The organism is Acinetobacter sp. YWS30-1 (assembly GCF_033558715.1).
GTDB lineage: Bacteria > Pseudomonadota > Gammaproteobacteria > Pseudomonadales > Moraxellaceae > Acinetobacter.
Window position 1 is genome coordinate 2,015,224 of record NZ_CP114606.1, and the last position, 18,286, is coordinate 2,033,509.

At 40.7% G+C, this 18,286-nt stretch carries 18 protein-coding genes; 7 read left to right on the forward strand and 11 right to left on the reverse strand.

The window, feature by feature from the left end; all coding sequences use genetic code 11:
- The first annotated feature begins 41 nt into the window (after positions 1 to 41).
- Positions 42 to 1,046 (forward strand): hypothetical protein, encoded by a 1,005-nt coding sequence (locus O4M77_RS09410; RefSeq protein WP_323713388.1) that lies wholly within the window; start codon positions 42 to 44, stop codon positions 1,044 to 1,046.
- Positions 1,047 to 1,148: 102 nt separating this feature from the next.
- Here the strand turns inward: O4M77_RS09410 and tsaA are convergent, their stop codons facing one another.
- On the reverse strand, positions 1,149 to 1,859 hold the full coding sequence (tsaA, locus tag O4M77_RS09415) for a tRNA (N6-threonylcarbamoyladenosine(37)-N6)-methyltransferase TrmO (protein WP_323713389.1): 711 nt from the start codon (positions 1,857 to 1,859) through the stop codon (positions 1,149 to 1,151).
- A gap of 105 nt (positions 1,860 to 1,964) precedes the next feature.
- Here tsaA and O4M77_RS09420 point away from each other — a divergent pair, with 105 nt between their 5' ends.
- Together O4M77_RS09420 and O4M77_RS09425 are read left to right on the forward strand one after the other, a co-directional pair.
- Positions 1,965 to 2,744, forward strand: a complete 780-nt coding sequence (locus O4M77_RS09420; RefSeq protein ID WP_005236496.1) for a ferredoxin--NADP reductase — start codon at positions 1,965 to 1,967, stop codon at positions 2,742 to 2,744.
- Between the two features lie 174 nt (positions 2,745 to 2,918).
- Entirely contained in the window at positions 2,919 to 5,333 is a 2,415-nt protein-coding gene (locus O4M77_RS09425; RefSeq protein ID WP_159123208.1) for a membrane-bound PQQ-dependent dehydrogenase, glucose/quinate/shikimate family, read from the forward strand.
- A 68-nt stretch (positions 5,334 to 5,401) separates the two neighbouring features.
- Here the strand turns inward: O4M77_RS09425 and O4M77_RS09430 are convergent, their stop codons facing one another.
- The 3 genes from O4M77_RS09430 to O4M77_RS09440 form a co-directional block, all read right to left on the reverse strand.
- The gene (locus O4M77_RS09430) at positions 5,402 to 5,584 is read right to left on the reverse strand and encodes a hypothetical protein (RefSeq protein WP_166136002.1); all 183 of its coding nucleotides are present in this window, start codon (positions 5,582 to 5,584) and stop codon (positions 5,402 to 5,404) included.
- An 18-nt stretch (positions 5,585 to 5,602) separates the two neighbouring features.
- Entirely contained in the window at positions 5,603 to 5,794 is a 192-nt protein-coding gene (locus O4M77_RS09435; protein WP_227607384.1) for a hypothetical protein, read from the reverse strand.
- 249 nt (positions 5,795 to 6,043) lie between these two features.
- A complete protein-coding gene (locus tag O4M77_RS09440; RefSeq protein ID WP_323713390.1) occupies positions 6,044 to 6,667 on the reverse strand; it encodes a cation transporter in 624 nt (207 codons plus the stop codon).
- Positions 6,668 to 6,752: 85 nt separating this feature from the next.
- Between O4M77_RS09440 and O4M77_RS09445 the strand changes: the two genes are divergently transcribed.
- The 3 genes from O4M77_RS09445 (at position 6,753) to O4M77_RS09455 (ending at position 8,964) form a co-directional block, all read left to right on the forward strand.
- Entirely contained in the window at positions 6,753 to 7,163 is a 411-nt protein-coding gene (locus tag O4M77_RS09445; protein ID WP_159123205.1) for a Cd(II)/Pb(II)-responsive transcriptional regulator, read from the forward strand.
- A gap of 151 nt (positions 7,164 to 7,314) precedes the next feature.
- A complete protein-coding gene (yegQ, locus tag O4M77_RS09450; RefSeq protein WP_416359227.1) occupies positions 7,315 to 8,706 on the forward strand; it encodes a tRNA 5-hydroxyuridine modification protein YegQ in 1,392 nt (463 codons plus the stop codon).
- A 3-nt stretch (positions 8,707 to 8,709) separates the two neighbouring features.
- Positions 8,710 to 8,964, forward strand: a complete 255-nt coding sequence (locus O4M77_RS09455; RefSeq protein ID WP_159123203.1) for a YfhL family 4Fe-4S dicluster ferredoxin — start codon at positions 8,710 to 8,712, stop codon at positions 8,962 to 8,964.
- 247 nt (positions 8,965 to 9,211) lie between these two features.
- Here O4M77_RS09455 and ahpF read toward each other — a convergent pair whose 3' ends face one another.
- From ahpF to O4M77_RS09475, 4 genes are all read right to left on the reverse strand, one after another.
- Entirely contained in the window at positions 9,212 to 10,777 is a 1,566-nt protein-coding gene (gene ahpF, locus O4M77_RS09460) for an alkyl hydroperoxide reductase subunit F (RefSeq protein WP_180068978.1), read from the reverse strand.
- Between the two features lie 226 nt (positions 10,778 to 11,003).
- Positions 11,004 to 11,921, reverse strand: coding sequence for a hypothetical protein (locus tag O4M77_RS09465; RefSeq protein WP_323713392.1), 918 nt, complete (start codon positions 11,919 to 11,921; stop codon positions 11,004 to 11,006).
- 37 nt (positions 11,922 to 11,958) lie between these two features.
- Positions 11,959 to 13,092: a toxic anion resistance protein gene (locus O4M77_RS09470; protein ID WP_323713393.1), complete on the reverse strand. Its 1,134-nt coding sequence runs from the start codon at positions 13,090 to 13,092 to the stop codon at positions 11,959 to 11,961.
- Between the two features lie 16 nt (positions 13,093 to 13,108).
- Positions 13,109 to 13,900 carry a tellurium resistance protein gene (locus O4M77_RS09475; protein ID WP_313661178.1) on the reverse strand — a complete coding sequence of 264 codons (792 nt, stop codon included), beginning with the start codon at positions 13,898 to 13,900 and terminating at the stop codon, positions 13,109 to 13,111.
- A gap of 359 nt (positions 13,901 to 14,259) precedes the next feature.
- On the opposite strand from O4M77_RS09475, the gene O4M77_RS09480 reads away from it, so the two are divergent.
- Positions 14,260 to 14,790, forward strand: coding sequence for a TIGR00645 family protein (locus O4M77_RS09480; RefSeq protein WP_323713394.1), 531 nt, complete (start codon positions 14,260 to 14,262; stop codon positions 14,788 to 14,790).
- 62 nt (positions 14,791 to 14,852) lie between these two features.
- Here the strand turns inward: O4M77_RS09480 and rnk are convergent, their stop codons facing one another.
- From rnk to O4M77_RS09495, 3 genes are all read right to left on the reverse strand, one after another.
- The gene (gene rnk, locus O4M77_RS09485) at positions 14,853 to 15,257 is read right to left on the reverse strand and encodes a nucleoside diphosphate kinase regulator (protein WP_034171243.1); all 405 of its coding nucleotides are present in this window, start codon (positions 15,255 to 15,257) and stop codon (positions 14,853 to 14,855) included.
- A 390-nt stretch (positions 15,258 to 15,647) separates the two neighbouring features.
- The gene (glyA, locus tag O4M77_RS09490; protein ID WP_004784306.1) at positions 15,648 to 16,901 is read right to left on the reverse strand and encodes a serine hydroxymethyltransferase; all 1,254 of its coding nucleotides are present in this window, start codon (positions 16,899 to 16,901) and stop codon (positions 15,648 to 15,650) included.
- Between the two features lie 154 nt (positions 16,902 to 17,055).
- Positions 17,056 to 18,285 (reverse strand): alpha/beta hydrolase, encoded by a 1,230-nt coding sequence (locus tag O4M77_RS09495; RefSeq protein ID WP_323713395.1) that lies wholly within the window; start codon positions 18,283 to 18,285, stop codon positions 17,056 to 17,058.
- Position 18,286: the final 1 nt, after the last annotated feature.

Below are 18,286 nucleotides of genomic sequence, written 5' to 3' on the forward strand. Positions count from 1 at the left end.
AAAAAACAATTTTATTACTACGATTTTTTATAGGGATTTTTATGAAATTTAAGAATTTATCACTCGCAATTTTTAGTGCATTCATGCTAAGTGCGTGTGGTGGGGGTTCATCTTCTGATTCAAATGGCGGTAATACTGGAACTGGAACTGGAACTGGAAATACTACCCTTACAAAACCTGGCTTCCAACAATGGTCATCATTCTATATTGATGAATATTCCGACTCGGATCTAAATTATGAAATTGAACAGCTAACCTTTGATCAAGGGAATGTCTATATTAAAGTTGATGAGACAACAGGCTGGGATGAAAGTGAAACTTTCTATCTAACTGAAAATGGATTATATGATCACGGTTCTACACATGCGACCTATGGCAAATTGCAAGGGACTATTACGGCTAATGCAACCACCTGGAAGCAAGTTCCATATTCTCCAATTAATTCCACAGGATTAAGCAGTACACTTACATTCAAGGTCTTTGATATTAGTGGTAAAAATATTGCTCAAGTCCTCAGTCCAGAGCATTATGTCAATTTAAAATATAATTTACTCGATACCTACCCTATGGGAGAAAAAGGGGAAGATTTTTATCGAGTACTTTCTAATTCAATATTCCCTACCGGATCTACTTGTATTCAATTTCAAACTATTGATAACTCACAAAAATATATTGAGCTATATAAATATTCACTTGAAGATTATGTACAAGATTATTTGAAACTTGAATGGGCTGATATTTCAAAAGATAGTAAATATGCCAAACATACTTTCAAGGATGCTATAGCATATCTAGATCTTAGAGAAGATCAGCAATGGGGACTAGCTGAATATAAGAGCAAATATTATGAAGTTGATTATCATCCAGCTGGAGAAGAATATAATATTAAAAATATTTTAGCCGCATCTAAAGCACTGGTTAATTCAGCATCTGCTCAGGACAAACCAGCTCTACAGGAGTATGCAACTTTACAAGAGAATGCATGCACTTTATTTAATAATATTGCATCTGAAGAATTAAGAAAGCAAATTAAAAAATACTCATAATAACGTGATATAAAGTACTTCGAGTGCTTTATATTCATATTAAATAGGGACTCCAATTTAGTTGAGGTTCCTATTTTTAAATCAGTATTTCATTTTAAAAATTCAAAAAATTAACTGATCGACTACAATATCAGCTAAAGTAACTTTAAATTTCACATCCAAGTCCGCAAACTTCATTCCATAAACCCGGTTCTCATCATCCTGATATGCCGGTCTAGGATCGAGAGATAAAACGGCTTCAAGTTCTTCTAGCAATTGAGTAGATATTGTTCCTTTTTCTAATAATAATTTTTTTTGCTGTTCAGCGTCCTTACTCCACATCACGGACTTACGTGATGGTTCATCTTGCGCGTAGCCACTTTGCGCTTCAGGTACTGCATCCGAATATTGAATATAGGGTTTAATGTCTATAATCGGCGTTCCATCTAACAGGTCACTTCCTGTGACATAAACCCGGACATTTTTACCGACTTTTTCGACACGATTTAATTTCACGACTGATAAACCAATGGGTGCAGGACGGTACATACTACGTGTAGCAAATACACCTATTTTCTTGTTACCACCTAAACGGGGTGGACGAACCTGCGGACGAAATTGCTGGCTCTGCTGATTTTTATTATCATGAAACTGCCAGACTAACCAGAGATGACTAAACTCTTCGATACCTTCAAATGCGAGTAAATCATTATATGGGCCAGTCATTTCAATATAGCTTTCAACCTGTACCAAATTAGGCTGACGCGGGATGCCAAACTTTTCTTTATAGGGAGAATGCATATAGCCAATAATCGGCAGAGTGAGTTCGGTCATAATCACTTTTTTTGATAAGCTCAATTAAATATATTCAGTTTATAGAGAATGAATTTAGATTAGAATAGCAACCTGTTCTAATTTGATAACTTATTGAGACCTTTAATGGCTGCTTTTAACGTCGAAAAGATTACTCACGTCCACCATTGGAATGACACTTTATTCTCTTTTAAAACGACTCGTGACACTGCATTACGTTTTAAAAACGGTCAGTTTGTGATGATCGGTCTTGAAGTCAATGGCAAGCCTTTAATGCGTGCATATTCAATTGCAAGTGCAAACTATGAAGAAGAGCTAGAGTTTTTCTCTATTAAAGTGCCAGATGGTCCTCTTACTTCTATTTTGCAAAAAGTAAAAGTTGGCGACGAAATCTTGGTTTCTAAAAAGCCTACAGGCACGCTGGTTCTTGATGACTTAAACCCAGGTAAAAACTTGTACCTGCTTTCTTCGGGTACTGGTCTTGCACCTTTCCTTTCTGTAATCCGTGATCCAGAAACTTATGAACGTTTTGAAAAAATCATCGTGGTTCACGGTACACGTTTCATTTCAGAACTGGCTTATCAAGATTTGATTCTTAACGAAATTCCAAACCACGAATTCTTTGGTGAATTGGGTGCTAAAGAAAAATTAGTGTATTACCCAACTGTTACTCGTGAAGAGTTCCATACGCAAGGTCGTGTAACCACTGCGATTGAATCTGGTCAATTATTCGAGAAAATCGGACTACCCCGTTTCAATCCTGAAACTGACCGTGCAATGCTATGTGGTTCTCCTGCATTCCTGGACGATGTTGCTGCACTGCTGGACCAACACGGTCTGAAAGAATCTCCACGTATGGGCGTTCTGGGCGATTACGTGATTGAACGTGCATTCGTTGAAAAATAATCTAAATTCCTTCTTAAATGTTAGAATATGTAACTGTAATTGATTTCTCATGAGGATTTATCCTCGCTAAAGACTTAGTTACATAAACTCTGTAAACTTTTAATTCGATCTATTTAGATCCCATTCTCCTGTTTCACCGTTTATGTAACCAAGCCGTTTTTTTATAGGCAAGGTATGAGCACTGAACAACCCTCCTCTCTCGAGCGTACAGGGTCTAAAGTCTATCGATATTTTGTTGTCGTACTGACTTTACTTGTTGCGCTGTACTTGATCATTCAAGGCGCTAAATTACTCAGCCTCGGTGGTACAAGCTATTATCTCATTGCAGGGATTGCCTATGTTGCAATCGCCATTTTATATGCGATGAAAAAAGCCTTTGGTTTCTGGCTTTCTATTGTTACTTTTATTGCAACCATCCTCTGGTCTATTGCTGAAGTTCAAGGTTTGAGCTTCTGGCAATATATCCCACGTCTGGTGGTTCCAACTATTCTGTTTGTCCTCAGCATGTGGGCAAGCAAAAGCCTGCCAGCACTCAATGCTGCAAAAATCAAAGCTGCCAATCTTGTTGGCTTTGCCGGTTTCTTTGCCTGTGTCGCAGCCCTGATTGCTGCGTTCTTCCCACATGGCAAAATCCTCAATCCTGTTGATATCGTACAAGACCCTGCACTGGCTAAACCGAATGCAGAAAACCCAGACAACTGGGAATATTTCGGTCGTAATGGTAATGGTACCCGTTTTGCACCATATACCGACATTACCCCTGAAAATGTTAAAGATCTGAAAGTTGCTTGGACTTACCATACAGGTCGTGATACTTCTGCTGGTGTCGATGAAAATACCCCAATTCAAATTGGCAGCACATTGTACTCATGTACACCAACCAACATTATTTCAGCGATTGATGGTGATACAGGTCGTGCACTTTGGAAATATGATCCGAAAGCAAAAACTGAAGAACATATTACCTGCCGTGGTGTCGGTTATTATGATGCCACTAAAGATAAATCTTTAACTGCAGCAGACCTTCAAGCACCAGGCATTAAAGCATGTCCACAACGTATTTTAACTTCTACGGTTGATGGTCGTTTAATTGCGTTAAATGCCAAAACTGGTGCCTTATGTCCTGAGTTCGGTGTTAATGGTCAAGTCGATGTTCTACATGACATGGGCCCAACTGAGCAAAGTAAACGTTACCACCCAACATCGACCCCACTCATTGCCGGCCATGTTGCTGTATTAGGCGGTTGGGTACGTGATATTGTGCATGGCGAACCTTCTGGTGTTGTACGTGCTTATGACGTTCGTACTGGTAAATTGGCTTGGGCGTGGGATGTTGGTAATCCTGAACTTGTGGGTGAACCTAAAGATGGCAAAGGCTTTACTTTAGAAACACCGAACATGTGGACTATCCCAACCTATGACAAAGACCTGAATTTGGTTTACTTACCTACAGGTAATGGTCCTCCTGACTATTGGGGCGGTGACCGTAACGCAGCCAAAGAAAAATTTGGTTCTGCCGTTGTGGCTGTCAATGCATCAACAGGTAAAACTGTCTGGACGTATCAAACAGTTCACCATGATGTTTGGGATTATGACTTACCGTCACAACCTGTACTTTATGACATGACTGATGATCATGGTAAAAAAGTACCTGCGTTAATCCAAACCACCAAAATGGGTCAAATCTTTGTCCTTGATCGTCGTACTGGTAAACCTATTACCAAAGTTGAAGAACGTCCAGTCGACACTAATGGTGCTGAAGGTGAAAAACTTTCTCCAACTCAACCATTCTCTGTGGGTATGCCACAAATTGGTAATGAAACGCTCACTGAACAAGATATGTGGGGGATTTCAACCTTTGACCAATTGGCATGTCGTATTGACTTTAAAGACTCTGTCTATAATGGTCTTTACACTGCACCAGGTGAAAAACCATATATCGAATGGCCTAGCTTACTCGGTGGTTTCAACTGGGGTGGTATCTCCATTGATGAATCGACTGGTATGATGTACGTCAACGATATGCGTATGCCACTTCGTATGTCATTGGTTCGTAAAGAAGATATGCACAAATACCATATCTCAACTGACGAAGTCCCTGGCTTTATGGGTACAGTACGTCCTCAATTGGCAGGTCCTTATGCGGGTGTAAAAATCGACATCATGCAATCTAAATTGGGTGTACCTTGTAATAAACCACCATTTGGTACGATGACTGCCATCGACTTAAAATCTAAAAAAGTCGTTTGGGAAGTACCAATGGGTACAGCCAAAGAATTGGGTCCATTAGGTGTGAAAACCCATATGCCAATTCCTTTAGGTATGCCGACATTAGGTGGTCCTACTTCAACCGCTTCTGGTCTGGTGTTCTTCGCAGGTACTCAGGATTATTACCTACGTGCGCTGGATTCAAAAACTGGTAAAGAAGTGTGGAAAGCTGAGCTTCCTGTTGCTGCTGTTGCTGCACCGCTGATTTATAAATCTCCAAAAACTGGCAAACAATATGTTGTGATTTCTGCAGGTGGTGCAAGCCATTCTAAAGATGTTGGCGACTATATTATTGCCTTTGCTTTACCTGATCAAAAATAATTTTTTGATGGATAAAGAAAAAACCGAAGCTTAGGCTTCGGTTTTTTTATTGCAATCATCATTAAAAATTAACGATCGCGACCTTCCTGGTTTGCAGAACCTGAACAGCCTGCACCACCACCGATAATAAAACCGCTTTCTGCTTTGCATGAACCAATCATACGGCCATGTGAGTCAAATGTAGTCACTGTTGATGCACAACCAGTTAGTACAATAGTCGCTGCTAATGCAATAAGTGTTGATAATTTCATGATATTCCCCTCTAAGATTTATGGTGCTAAATGAATCTGATTTTGACTTGGTGGTACTGGCAATAAACCTGTCTTGGCATCCACCGTATTGTAGTTCACGCCAATTGCATTGCCTGATCCATTACAATGAGCACTAGCAGTTGAAAGTAGACCACGTGTAGCTTTACATGATCCAATCACCTGACCCGATGCATCATAAGTGACGACCATAGAACTACACCCAGTCATCAGTATAATAGTTGAAAGTGAAAGTAGTTTTATGAAGCTCATTGCTCCCCCTCAAAAACACTAAAAAATTTAAATTGTTTAGTTATATGAATCTTTTCTAAATTTCGCGCATGATTCTTCCTAAATTTATCGCATTTGTAAAGCTTTATTTTTCATCTATTTTTTAGACTTAAGGCTAATAAAAAGCTGCCTGATCAGCAGCTTTTTCATAATTAAATTTAATATTAAGGATCAGGCTGACTCATGCTTCAATACTCGTTCAGCTAGAGCCTGTTTCACCACATGATATCCAGCGCTTAAGCCTAGACTTGCCATAATGAATGCCACAATAACATCTGGCCATAGACTGCCAGTGCCAAAGACTCCCACTGCTGCAAAAATGACGGCCACATTGCCGATTGCATCATTACGGCTGCACAACCAGACTGATTTCATATTGGCATCGCCATCCCGGAAAGCATATAAAATTATGGCTGTGACAACGTTTGCGATTAAGGCCAATACCCCGATGATCCCCATCGTAATGGCTTCAGGTGGAATACCTTGCATAAAGGCATAAATTACTTTGCCAATGACGACCAGACCAAATACTGCCATGGTCAATCCTTTAATCAGAGCAACTGTTGCACGCCAATACAGACTTGCACCAATCACCGCCAGAGAAATACCATAATTCACAGCATCACCAAAGAAATCTAACGCATCTGCCCATAAGGCCGATGAATGTGCATAAGCACCGCCGATTAGCTCCACACCAAATAAGGTCAGGTTAATCAATAATGCAATCCATAAAGCTGTTCTAAATTTGCTATTAGATTTGGGCGGCGCGGGTTCATGACTACAAGTACAGGCCATATTATTCTCCGATGATTTTTTATCCTGAATGCGATAAAGTCATTAGAAACTATGGAGTCACTCCAAGGTCAAGCCTGAGGTATTTATGTCACATTATTTGATTTCTGATATAGCCAAGAAAACTGATTTAAGCACTGATACCATTCGATTTTATGAGAAAAGAGGTTTGATTCAGCCGAATTTTCGAGCAAGTAACCAGTATCGTTATTATGGCGACGAGGCCTTAAAACGCTTGATTTTTATCAAACGCTGTCGTGCTTTAGGCATGTCTTTAAAAGAAATTGAATACCTGATTCAGCTGGAACAGAATCCTGAACAGGATTGCTGTGAAGTTAACCAGATGATTGATCAGCACCTTATAGATATTTCAAATAAAATTAAAGAATTACAATTATTTAAACAGCAGTTAATGGCGCTTCGCGAAAGCTGTAATACCCCAACCACGATTAATCATTGCCAGATTTTAAAAACACTGGAATCTATTGAAAATAGCTGAAATATTTATGGATATTTTAAACCGTTTACTGTTTATCTTTTAACTTGAAATTGAGTTAAATTATGCCAATTCCGAGTTATTTACTAGGTTGAATCCTGATTTTAGATGACTAGAATAAAGACGTACTTTTTATATGTCTTTCGATTTCATCATGAGCATTTCTCACGTTACCGAACTTCTCTCACCTGCTGGCTCACTGAAAAATATGCGCTATGCCTTTGCTTATGGTGCAGATGCAGTCTATGCCGGCCAGCCGCGTTATAGCTTGCGTGTTCGTAATAATGAATTTGACCATGACAATCTGGCGATTGGCATCAAAGAAGCTCACGCGCTTGGCAAAAAGTTCTATGTGGTCGTTAATATTCAGCCGCATAACTCCAAACTGAAAAATTTTATCCGTGACCTTGAACCAGTCGTGGCAATGCAGCCAGATGCGCTGATCATGTCCGATCCTGGTCTGATCATGCTGGTGCGTGAGCATTTCCCGCACATGGACATTCACCTGTCTGTACAGGCCAATGCTGTGAACTGGGCAACTGTAAAGTTCTGGAAGAATATGGGACTTACTCGCGTAATTTTGTCACGTGAACTGTCCATCGAAGAAATCGAAGAAATCAAACAGCAAGTTCCAGATATCGAAATCGAAGTGTTCGTACATGGTGCGTTGTGCATGGCCTATTCTGGTCGTTGCATGCTATCTGGCTACATGAACAAACGCGATGCCAATCAGGGTGCCTGTACCAATGCTTGCCGCTGGGAATACAAGGTACTTGAAGCTAAAGAAGATGAAACGGGCGATGTGATCCCGGTTAAAAATATTGATTCTGGCTGTTGTTCAAAAGATATGGATGAAAGCCATAAAATCGCTCAACACCAGTTTGATGAACCCGTGTTATTGCAACGTAATGACGAAGATATGTTTGCTGCTGAAGAAGATGAGCACGGCACTTATTTTATGAATTCCAAAGACCTGCGTGCTGTACAGCATGTGGAACGCCTGACCAAGATTGGCGTACACTCTCTGAAAATTGAAGGTCGGACCAAATCTTATTTCTATTGTGCGCGTACTGCGCAGATTTACCGTAAAGCCATTGATGATGCGCTTGCTGGTAAGCCATTCGACCCTTCATTGATGACTCAATTAGAAGGTCTGGCGAATCGTGGTTATACCGAAGGCTTCCTACGCCGTCATGTACATAGTGAATATCAAAACTATGAAAATGGTTCATCGAGTTTCGATCATCAGCAGTTCTGTGGGGAAGTATTAGAGCGTAATGGTGACTATATCAAGATTGATGTGAAAAACCGTTTTGTCGTTGGTGATTCACTAGAGCTGATGACCAGTAAAGGCAACATCACTTTTACCTTAACTGAGATCAAAGACCGTCAAGGTAATCTGATTGAAGATGCTAAAGGTTCAGGTCATATCGTTGAAATTCCAATACCAGCAGATGTCGATATGCAGTATGCCCTGCTGATCCGTAATCTGCCATCATCATCTGTAGACATTTCAGCCTCTTCATTGGCTTATCAGGCGAGTTAAAAAATGGCGCTCTTGATTACCGATAAATGTATCAACTGTGATATGTGCTTACCGGAATGCCCAAATGAAGCAATCTATGAGGGCGAGAAGTTTTATGAAATTGATGTCAATCGTTGTACCGAGTGTGTGGGTTTCTATGATCATCAAACCTGTATTGCCGTCTGTCCGATTGAATGCATTGTGCCGCATCCCGAGCATCGGGAAACGCAAGAACAGTTAATGGAGAAATTTAAAGGTTTGAATCTGTTCAAAGCTTGAATGATGCATGAAGTCTGATGACTTCATCTAAGAACAACCTTGGGGAAAGATAAAAATAAGGGTTGAAAACAAAAACTGTCCAGAGGAAAGGAACAGCTAAAAGCGATTGGGGACGCTTTTGGCTGATCTAACAATAACTAAAAAAAGGAACCCGGGTGTTAGCATCCTGAGTTCCTATAAAGCAAAAATAATAATAGGTGTTTGAGATTAAGCACCTGGAATGTGGGGATTCCAGGTGCTCTTTTTTTTACTGACCAGAGCGAATGATGTAATCAAAGGCAGATAATGATGCTTTGGCACCTTCACCAGTCGCGATGATGATCTGTTTGTAAGGAACAGTGGTACAGTCACCTGCAGCAAACACACCTTTGACATTGGTTTCATTGCGCTCGTTAATCACAATCTCACCACGGTTAGTTAGCTCAACATCGGTTCCTTTCAGGAAGTCAGTGTTCGGCAACAAACCGATCTGAACGAAGATACCTGCCAATTCAACAGTGTGCTCTTCATCAGTTGCACGGTCTTTGTATTTCAACGCTGTGACTTGTGAACCATCACCGATCACTTCGGTAGAAAGTGCATTTTTGATCACAGTCGTATTTGGCAAGCTGTTCAGTTTGTCCTGCAATACCTGATCCGCACGAAGTTTGGTATCAAATTCAACCAAGGTTACATGCTCAACAATACCCGCAAGGTCAATCGCAGCTTCTACACCCGAGTTACCGCCACCAATCACTGCCACACGTTTGCCTTTGAACAAAGGACCATCACAGTGTGGGCAGTAAGCCACGCCACGAGTTTTGTATTCCTGTTCACCTGGAACATTCATCTCTCTCCAGCGTGCACCGGTAGATAAAATCACAGTTTTAGATTCAAGTTTCGCACCATTTTCTAAAGTCACTTCTACCAGACCATTGGCTGTGCGATCTGCACCTTTAATGTCAGAGACACGTTGCAGGTTCATGATATCAACACCGTATTCACGCACGTGTGCTTCCATTTCAGCCGCAAATTTTGGACCTTGGGTTTTTTGCACTGACGTATAGTTTTCAATGTCCATGGTATCCATGACCTGACCGCCCATGCGTTCAGCCACGATCCCAGTTTTGATGCCTTTACGTGCTGCATAGATCGCTGCAGTATTCCCTGCAGGTCCACCACCAATCACCAACACATCAAATGCATCTTTGGCATTGAGTTTTTCAGCATCTTTGGCTGCGGCATTGGTATCCAATTTGGCAATGATTTCTTCTAAAGTCATACGACCCTGACCGATATGTTCATTGTCCTGGAAGACCATTGGTACGGCCATGATTTTGCGTTCTTCCACTTCGTCCTGGAAGAAAGCCCCATCAATCATGGTGGCTGTTGTACCCGGGTTATAGATAGCAATCAGGTTCAATGCCTGAACAACATCCGGACAGTTATGACAGCTGAGTGAGACAAATACATCAAAGTCAGATTTGATCCCTAAGCCTTTAATCGATTCCAGAACTTCCGCAGAGACTTTTGGTGCATAGCCTGAAGTTTGCAGCAATGCCAGAATCAGGGAAGTAAACTCATGGCCCATCGGCAAGCCTGCAAAGAACACACGAGGCTGTTCACCGGCTTTTGCCACACCAAAGCTTGGTGCACGTTTGTTGGTACCATCAAAACGCGCAGTGACTAAATCAGAAAGTTGCGCGATTTCCTCAACCAGTTCTTTGATTTTGGCTGATTTGTCAGAGCCATCCAGAGTTGCCACTAATTCAATCGGGCCTTCCAAACGTTCAAGTAGTGTTTTTAATTGAGCTGAAGTATTTTGATCTAACATTGCTAACGTCTCCAAAGGAGTAAATATTTATTCGATGAAGCTATATTAAGTGAATAACAAAAATAGGTAAAACAGTTTGTTTTTATCTTAATGATCGTTTTTATAGATTAAAAACCATCTCCTCATTTTATTTTTTATTATCGCTAGAATTTATGCCTTTTATCCCAAAGAAACCGAATATAGATTGGAAAATAAAAATGCTCCTTTTAAAGGAGCATTTTTAAGTTTAGAAGATTCGCTGTTCAATACGTAGCGAACGCCCCTTAATTGAATTAGCTAGTACAAATATGATTAAGCTAAGCAAGGCAAATAAGATGGCAATACCAATAATGATGACATTGGTAATCTTGCTGACTTGTTCGGCTTGCTGGGCTTGACGATCTACACTTTGTGCCACAGGCGTTAGACTTTTGCCATAGATCTGTTGCTGCATGGTCCAGATCTGTTCCGGTTTAAATCCGTATTGTTCAAACTTGTTATCCTGCCGCTCTGCTTCAACTACTTGTGCGACATAAGGTCTGGCTGCGGATAGATCCACAGGCTTATGCAAGAGTGCAGTTTGGGCAAGTAAATAAGATTTCACCGGTGAAGCAATATCGGAATCAACCAGATAACGAGCCACTTCACTATCATTGATATTACTATCGTAATAGACCACTTGCTGATAAGCGTCTTCACGGTCATTTCTCAGGTCATATTGCCAATAAGTCAGTCCTGACCAGATCACGATAAAGGAAATCAGCCAGCCTACAAACTTCAATATGAAAGACTGAAAGCGCACATAGAAGAAGCGAAACTTCTTCAGCAATCCAACCAGAAAAAATGCACCAATAAAAGAGGAAAAGATTTTCAGAATCAGCCAGCCAAACCAGCTTAATAGAGCAAAGAAATAATCCGGACTATCCCCAATACTGGCCAGATTAGTATCGACACTGACTGGCAAATGCAGCTGTTGAAGCTGAGTACTCAGGCCAAAAAAGCCATAAACCATTTCCTGCTGAAAGAACAGGCCTATCACGGATGCAATACAGACCGTAGAGGTGGTCAGTCCCAAAAGCATCAAATTACGTTGACGCTTTTTGAGTGCGACGACCCCTTGCTTGATTTCCTGAGGATTTACAGCATATTCATCTAAGGGCGGCAATCTCTACTCCTTTTTTTAGATCTTGGCCCTACTGCATTTAGTTGGGTTTAGATCCACTGGTACTTGATTCAATCACCAAATGATTCAGATTATCTTGTAAGGCTCTTAAACGTAGCGTTGCTTCAGTACGTTTCTGTACACCTTCTTTCTGGATCTGAATCACATCATTAACAGTTTTAATGAGGGTATTTTGCACATGTTCAAGCGTTTCAATATCAATAACAGAACGCTGGTTGGCTTTTGCCGTATCGACCGAGTTTTGATGCAATAAATCTGCATTACGGCGTAAAAGCTCATTGGTCGCATCATCAATGGTATTGGCCAGCTGTACGCTGTTCTTCTGTTCATTCAGTGAAATGGCCAGACTGATCTGGTTTTTCCATGCTGGCAATGTGATATTTTTAATGGCATAGAATTTATCCACCAGCATCAGGTTATTGGACTGAATAATCCGGATCATAGGCAAAGTCTGCATCGCAGATTGCTGCAATACCTGTAAATCACTGATGCGTTTTTCCAGATTATTGGCCAGATGATTTAGGTCATAGATTTTTTGCGTGGTGCTCTGATCTTGTGGCAAAGCTGTGAGCGCAGCAATTTCCTGCTGTAATTCCTGTTCACGTAAACGTCCAGCTGCAATATGAATACCCAGCTGTTTATATTCTTCCTGCACCCCATCGAACATTTTATCCAGCGTATCAACGCGGGCTTTTAATCCGGATTGCGATGTTTCAATTTCCTTGACCAGCACATCAATCTGTTCTTTGGTGGTATTGAAATGCGAGTCAAAGTTATCTTTAACCCCTTTAAACTTGCTGATGATATTGCCCAGAAATCCTGAACTTTTTTTCTTGTTCAAGATACTGCTGGTATTCAGTTGCTGTGCCACCTGCACCACCTGATTCAGCTTTTGACCGGTTGCATCCAGATCTTTGTTCTGCACCAGATTCAGCAATTCATCGGTATAGCTTGAAGTTTTGGTGGCTATATTTTTGCCATATTCGGCCACACTATTATGACTCATATTCTGCAGTTCTTTACGTGCTGCCAAGACCCCCTGAAAATCGGCAGGCTGCAAGCCCAGCTCTTTGAGATCCATTTGCTGAAACTTCTGTTCAGTCAGTTCAGTTGAGCTTTCGACAGGTAAATTTACTACATCAGATTTGGTCATGTTTCACCTTATATTGTTATGTATTCGAGGGTTTCTCGAGTGACTTTTTTAACGTTTTAATCAGATTGTCCCGGCTATTATCGAGTTTTTCCAGATCACTTGTCGAGTGTTTCGTCTGGCTTTGTTTGACATGATATTGCCAGGCCGGAATCAGCACCTGTTGCGCTTCTTTAAATCGATCCAGCAGGCTATAAGACAGTTGCTGGGACAATTGCATCTGAGTAATGGCGATGTCATTACTGCTTTGCAAGGTTCTTAGGGTATGCACCTTTTTCGAAAGCCGCTCAGAAAAATTATCCAGTGGATGCTGATTCCTGACAAACTGCGGATATTCAGATAAAAATTCTTCTGCTGCCACAATATGCTTGGCCATTTGCTCACGTAAACCGATCAGCTGCTGGAATCGAGATTGAGATTTCTGAATTTCAATTTGCAACTTACGGCTAAGGTGATCTGCCTGATCCAGTAAATAGTCCAGCTTTTTATAGTATTCAACCTGTCTTGAGCCATAATCCAGATCAATACCCAGCCATTTCTGTAAGGCATTAAATTTACGTTTTTTCAGATATTTTTTTGATTGAGCCAACATCTGAATCAGCTGTTCAATCGTCTGGCTCAGTTGTTGGGTCAGATGCGGATCTACCCCATTTAATAGTACGGACTGCGCCTGAATAAGTGGGTCAGCATAATGATTCAGCTTGTATTGATCGTGGAGTAAAGGCACAAGTTCGTTGCGCTTGATACTTAGAATCTCGCTCTGCTCTACTGCAATGTCTTGGATTGGAATCAAAACATCTATCTGTGACATGACCCTTTAAACTCAGTGAATTCGATTTTTATAGTACGTCTTTTCATTCAACATAACATGTAGCATTTTGCAAAGGAATGCTTCAAGCCATAGAATTTTCTTTATATAAGTTGAAGATATTGTTGGAATTAAGTTTGGCATACAGTCATTTCTTGTACAAATTATTTTGACTATAACCTGCTGTTTCTCTCTAGAATCTTTTCCATCGGCCTCAAATAGGCTAATAACCAACTAAATAAGAATAAGCACAATAAATGCCAAGTTATTTTATGGTCTTAATTAAGCTTTTTTACACTTAAGAATATTTATAAGGCATTATAAAACATAAATAATTCTCGAATTTTAAGCATGAATTATTTATGATCAAGATCAACAATAAAGTAGGTAACCTGAGAATAAAATGGAACGTTTTTTTTCATAATACGATGTATGCCGCACGCTGGATCTTAGCACCTGTCTATTTTGGTTTATCATTCGCTTTATTATTACTGGCCTTAAAATTCTTTCAGGAAGTAATTCATGTCCTGCCGCATATCTTTAAATATACTGAAGCTGACCTGATCCTGGTGATTCTATCCCTGGTTGATATGACCATGGTGGGTGGACTTATTGTGATGGTGATGTTTTCAGGTTATGAAAATTTCGTTTCACAACTCAAAATCGATAAAAATAAAACCCGCCTGAACTGGCTCGGCACTATGGATGCCAATTCGCTTAAACTCAAAGTTGCGGCTTCCATCGTAGCTATTTCTTCGATTCATTTACTACGTATTTTTATGGATGCTCGTAACGTCGAGAATGACAAAATCATGTGGTACATCATCATGCATCTGACTTTTGTGGTTTCTGCATTTATTATGGGTTATCTGGATAAACTCACAAAGCATTAAAACATAGATATTAAAAAGCCCCATTATAGGGGCCTTTTTATATCAGCGAATTAGCTAAAAAATTATAGATAGTCACCTTCCCGTTCCGGCTGATACAGCACTTTTTCAATCGTGACTTTCATCAACTGACCATCAGGTTGTGGCCATTCAATGGTCTGTCCTTCTGCCAGGCCCAAGATTGCAGTTCCAATCGGTGCTACGACATTCACCTGCCCTTTTTCACCTTTAAACTCATGCGGGTAGACTAGAGTAATTTCTACAGGCTCCGTTGATGGTGCAATCGTCAGCAATGCACGCGCATGCATGGTCACCACATTGCTTGGCATGTCCTCTGGCTTGACCACTTCAGCACGAGCCAGTTCATCTTCCAGTTGAAGCATGGTCTCACTGAGCTTGTCCTGATTTTCAAGCATGGTTTCGAGACGCTCCACATCCTGTTCAGATAAAATAATTTTTGGTTTAGCCATTCTTACTACCTTGTTTAATGAATGATTGAATAGTCTTTAAAAAGCGAATGAATCTAGGTTCTAAGTGGTTAATCGGATTAAATTAAGTTCAAATATAAAAAATCTTTTTTTAGCTGCTAAAAAAATTGTGTTTTAACTCAACTTATAAAGCTGTTTTTCAAAGAATGTAACCAGTTTTAGAAAAACTCAATACTCTTTTCGAAATCAGATTTATAGGATCTGTATTTCTCAACTTTGTTTTATAAAAGGATGAGTATTTTATATAGGATTGATTAAGCTTTGATCTATCTTCTCTTTTAACTGGTCATAAAAGTGAGCAACAGAAGATGAGTCAGAAAAAATATCACCCAATAAAAAAGCCCCCTTGAGGGGGCTTTTCTCAAGTTAGGCTTATTTTGCGTAAACAGGGAATTTAGCACAAACAGCAGCAACTTTTTCTTTAACCGCAGCGATCACAGCTTCATCGCCTTTAGCATCAAGGATGTCAGCGATCCAACCAGCAAGTTCACGAACTTCTGATTCACCAAAACCACGAGTCGTTACAGCAGGTGTACCGATACGGATACCTGAAGTTACGAATGGAGAACGTGGATCGTTTGGTACAGAGTTTTTGTTCACAGTGATGTGAGCAGCACCTAACCAAGCGTCAGCATCTTTACCAGTGATGTCTTGTTTGATCAGAGACAATAAGAACAGGTGGTTTTTAGTGCCGCCAGATACAACGTCGTAACCGCGTTCGATTAGAACTTCAGCCATAGCTTGAGCATTCTTAACCACTTGTTGTTGGTATGCTTTGTATTCAGGTGCCATTGCTTCTTTGAAGCAGATTGCTTTAGCAGCAACCGCGTGAACCAGAGGACCACCTTGGTTACCTGGGAATACAGCTGATTGAAGTTTTTTCTCGATTTCTTCATTTGCTTTCGCCAGGATCAGACCTGAACGAGGACCACGAAGAGTTTTATGAGTAGTCGTTGTTGTTACGTCAGCAATTTGAACTGGGCTTGGGTAAACGCCAGCAGCAACCAGACCAGCAACGTGAGCCATATCTACAAACAGGTAAGCGCCAACTTTATCCGCGATGTCACGGAAACGTTGCCAATCTACGATTTGGCTGTATGCAGAGAAACCAGCTACGATCATACGTGGTTTGTGTTCTACAGCTAGACGTTCAACTTCTTCATAATCGATCTCACCAGTTTCTGGATTCAGACCGTATTGAATTGCATTATAAGTTTTACCTGAGAAGCTTACTTTCGCACCGTGAGTCAAGTGACCACCGTGAGCCAAGCTCATACCCAATACTGTGTCGCCTGGGTTAAGCAGCGCTAAATAAACTGCAGAGTTTGCTTGAGAACCAGCATGTGGCTGAACGTTAGCATAATCAGCACCAAATAATTCTTTAGCACGGTCAATTGCCAATTGTTCAATGACATCTACATATTCACAACCGCCATAGTAGCGTTTGCCTGGGTAGCCTTCTGCATATTTGTTAGTGAGTTTTGATCCTTGAGCTTCCATTACTGCTGGTGAGCAATAGTTTTCAGAAGCGATCAACTCGATGTGCGCTTCTTGGCGAGCATCTTCGTTAGAGATTGCTTGAGCGATTTCTGGATCAAATTCAGCAATAGAGATATTGGCAAACATTAGCGAGGTCCTATTAAATTAGGGCTTTTAAGCCGTGCTAAGATTGGCGCGTATTGTAACATGAACTTTGCCAATTTCGATCATGAACTTTATTCAGTTTGCAATAAAAATAGCTCATGCTTAAAAAAACATGAGCTATAGAGATAAAAATAAGTTATTGAATTGGCATTAGAGATTTTACATCTGAAATAATATTAGCGATATTCAGTGCATAGACGCTACCATGATCCCATGAACCGTCCGTAATATATCGTACCGAGGTTTGTTTCTGATTCGCTAAGCTCACTAAAACATCTGTTGCAGCCTTTGGAACAGTAGAATCCGCCTCTCCCTGATAAATAATCACAGGTGTAGACACTTTAACCTGTAAAGGCTGAGAGTCTTTATCCAAGAAATTCTTCACTACTGGAATACTCATAAAATTAGCTTGAGTACGCGGATATTCTTCCAGATTCCCATTGGTTTGGGCATAAGCTCCCATTGCCGTACCGAATTTCTTGCCTAATACATCATAACAATCTGTTTCGGCATTCTTGGCAATCTCGTCTGTTGGTGTTTTAAAGACCTGAATATATTGCAGATTTAGATTCGGATTACGCAATCCCGCGACGATCAGCGCGGTAAAAGTATCTAAAGAGGCTAGAGTTTGAATCTTTTTATTCAGATCTGGTTCTTGTCCAGCTTGAGCCTCTCCACCTGCCAGAATCAGACTGAAATTAGAAGCAGGAGCTAAAGCTACCGTACCTTTATAAGTCATTTGAGAAGCACGTGCTGCATATTGGGCAGCGCCTAAAGCCGCTTGACCACCTTGAGAATGACCGACTGCCATCCACTGATTAGAGGCATCCGAACCTAAATAGTCTTTTGCTGCGACTACAGCATCGGTAATCGAATAAGCTTCACTCTTAAGGTTAAGGAAAGGATGAAGTTCTTTTCCACCCGGCTCACCCAAACCTTCATAATCAGGCGCAACGACCACATATCCCGCTTGAAGGAATCCGGCAATCATATTTTTGATATAAGAATTTATTTCATTGCGACTTGGTGCACACTGATCGGCCACACCCGTCGTACCATGTGCCCATGCCACTATCGGCCAACCTTTTGCAGGAGGCGTTCCTTTTGGAGTGAAAAGCAGTGCCGTCGCTTGGGTTTCCTTATTATTAATACCTAACATCTTATAGGTCATGACCACGCTCTCATCGGCAACAGCAGTCAGATCTGTTTTGGTATAGGCTACAGGTGTGGTTACGACTGGATTGTCAATATTATTTACGGGAATAGCGGGTTTGGATTCATAATAACGATCATCATCGCTATCATTACAGGCAGTTAAAGCTACGCTTAGCGCGAGTAGAGAACCAGTCAATACATGACGTTTCATC

Coding starts and splice junctions, on each gene's coding strand:
- O4M77_RS09475 (WP_313661178.1), bottom strand. CDS start 13,900: ATGTCACAGATAGATGTTTTGATTCCAATCCAAGACATTGCAGTAGAG.
- rnk (WP_034171243.1), bottom strand. CDS start 15,257: ATGGCTAAACCAAAAATTATTTTATCTGAACAGGATGTGGAGCGTCTC.
- yegQ (WP_416359227.1), top strand. CDS start 7,315: ATGAGCATTTCTCACGTTACCGAACTTCTCTCACCTGCTGGCTCACTG.
- O4M77_RS09420 (WP_005236496.1), top strand. CDS start 1,965: ATGGCTGCTTTTAACGTCGAAAAGATTACTCACGTCCACCATTGGAAT.
- O4M77_RS09425 (WP_159123208.1), top strand. CDS start 2,919: ATGAGCACTGAACAACCCTCCTCTCTCGAGCGTACAGGGTCTAAAGTC.
- ahpF (WP_180068978.1), bottom strand. CDS start 10,777: ATGTTAGATCAAAATACTTCAGCTCAATTAAAAACACTACTTGAACGT.
- O4M77_RS09435 (WP_227607384.1), bottom strand. CDS start 5,794: ATGGTCGTCACTTATGATGCATCGGGTCAGGTGATTGGATCATGTAAA.
- O4M77_RS09430 (WP_166136002.1), bottom strand. CDS start 5,584: ATGAAATTATCAACACTTATTGCATTAGCAGCGACTATTGTACTAACT.
- O4M77_RS09495 (WP_323713395.1), bottom strand. CDS start 18,285: ATGAAACGTCATGTATTGACTGGTTCTCTACTCGCGCTAAGCGTAGCT.
- tsaA (WP_323713389.1), bottom strand. CDS start 1,859: ATGACCGAACTCACTCTGCCGATTATTGGCTATATGCATTCTCCCTAT.
- glyA (WP_004784306.1), bottom strand. CDS start 16,901: ATGTTTGCCAATATCTCTATTGCTGAATTTGATCCAGAAATCGCTCAA.
- O4M77_RS09470 (WP_323713393.1), bottom strand. CDS start 13,092: ATGACCAAATCTGATGTAGTAAATTTACCTGTCGAAAGCTCAACTGAA.
- O4M77_RS09455 (WP_159123203.1), top strand. CDS start 8,710: ATGGCGCTCTTGATTACCGATAAATGTATCAACTGTGATATGTGCTTA.
- O4M77_RS09440 (WP_323713390.1), bottom strand. CDS start 6,667: ATGGCCTGTACTTGTAGTCATGAACCCGCGCCGCCCAAATCTAATAGC.
- O4M77_RS09480 (WP_323713394.1), top strand. CDS start 14,260: ATGATCAAGATCAACAATAAAGTAGGTAACCTGAGAATAAAATGGAAC.
- O4M77_RS09410 (WP_323713388.1), top strand. CDS start 42: ATGAAATTTAAGAATTTATCACTCGCAATTTTTAGTGCATTCATGCTA.
- O4M77_RS09445 (WP_159123205.1), top strand. CDS start 6,753: ATGTCACATTATTTGATTTCTGATATAGCCAAGAAAACTGATTTAAGC.